At 42.2% G+C, this 1,480-nt stretch carries 1 protein-coding gene and 1 pseudogene; both read right to left on the bottom strand.

The genetic code is table 11. From position 1 onward, the window contains the following. Positions 1–54: 54 nt before the first annotated feature. Positions 55–645 (bottom strand): annotated as a pseudogene (locus GGR08_RS07935) (hemagglutinin repeat-containing protein); the annotation flags it as partial. An 85-nt stretch (positions 646–730) separates the two neighbouring features. Further along, positions 731–1,207 carry a hypothetical protein gene (locus GGR08_RS07930; protein ID WP_183194756.1) on the bottom strand — a complete coding sequence of 159 codons (477 nt, stop codon included), beginning with the start codon at positions 1,205–1,207 and terminating at the stop codon, positions 731–733. Positions 1,208–1,480 lie beyond the last annotated feature (273 nt).

Raw genomic sequence — 1,480 nt, 5'->3', positions numbered from 1 at the left:
GCCATACACATTTCAATACTGGCAAATTGATTCAAATCTAGCGTCACAACCTTATGTTGTTTTATCTTTAACGTTGATCTTAAAACCACCATCACCGGCTTTGATGCCTGATTGCTCCACAACACTATGATAATCACTAGAGGATTGATCCTTTTGGAAAGAGGCGCTCATGGAGCTCCCACCACCCGTTTGTCCAGCACCAAACCCAACAGAAACAGAGTTTTGCTTGCTGGAACTTTGTCCCGTATCACTGCGGCTGGTAATGGCAAAATCACCTCCTACTTCCATTTCTACACGCTCTCCAGAAGCCACGGCGCCTGCCAATGTGGTGTTTGCCCCACTCGTGGTATGAACTGTGCCGCTACCTATAATATGGCTGTTTTTGTGTTGAACTTCCTCACTGGAACCTTCCCCTTGACTAAAAGCAGCACTACCCGTTGCCCCTGCGCCACCCGTGCCATAACCGGTGCCAGCACTCATTGAAGAACTTTCACTGCTGTTTTGTGTGCTTTGCGTGTTTTGCGCACTTTCAAAGGTGATATCTTCACCTGCTTCCATAGTGATATTTCCGCTCTGTGCATCATTTTCCAGCACATAGATTGGATTGGTACCAGCGATAACATCAGCGCCAACACCATGAATGCTGCTTTATTTAAAGTGCCACCCGCTTGAATAAAGAAGGGCACAATTCTGATTCCTTCATCATTCATACTTTTTGTCCAACAACCTTTTAACAATGCGGAGGACACTTTGGTGATCGCTTTTGTAAAGCTTTTTGCTTTTGCTGACGTTTTCTTTCATCCTCAAAATGCGTTAGTAAAGCGCGTTCCTGTTTCGTTTTGTTGGTCACACCAAAGGTGTCATTGTCCATAAATTGCTGATATCCTGCTATCATTAAATTGCTTAGGAATGAGCCACTTTTTGGAGGTTGTGTAAAATAGATCCCTTTTGAATCTTGCAATTTATACCGGAAACCTGCTTTTTTCATGCACTCATAAACTGAAGCAAATTCACTCGCATACGAATTCATATCACTAGAAGAAGCATAAACCGGTTTCCAGCCACATTTTGATAAGGATTGTTGGATCATCGCTTTATCGACACCTGGTTTTTCCCATAATGCTAAAGTTGATGGAGGAGGTTGGTTAACACATCCAGCTGTATTTAAGAGAGCTATGCAACTCAATAGTTTTAAGATTTTCTTCATTATTCCCCTCTTTCAATGGATTTATTTACAATAAAAAAGCTCATAAGTCTATTGATATTTCCTGTCACCGCTGCTTAAAACAACGGTGAACAATATTGAGATGTTAGATTGAGGAAACAATCGCGCCATTCCAAGCAAAGGCAAGGATGGCGGATTGTTAATCATCACAAACAGCAAAACTTAAGGCTGGCATTTGCGACTATTTTTATATTTTTTACAAAAAGGGCTGTTCAAGCGCTTCTTGACACTGCGCTGTGGAACAACAGCGCCTGG

This window comes from Bartonella fuyuanensis (assembly GCF_014197255.1).
Lineage (GTDB): Bacteria > Pseudomonadota > Alphaproteobacteria > Rhizobiales > Rhizobiaceae > Bartonella > Bartonella fuyuanensis.
The sequence above is the reverse complement of the archived record's forward strand: the minus strand, read 5'-3'. Positions and strand labels throughout refer to the sequence as shown.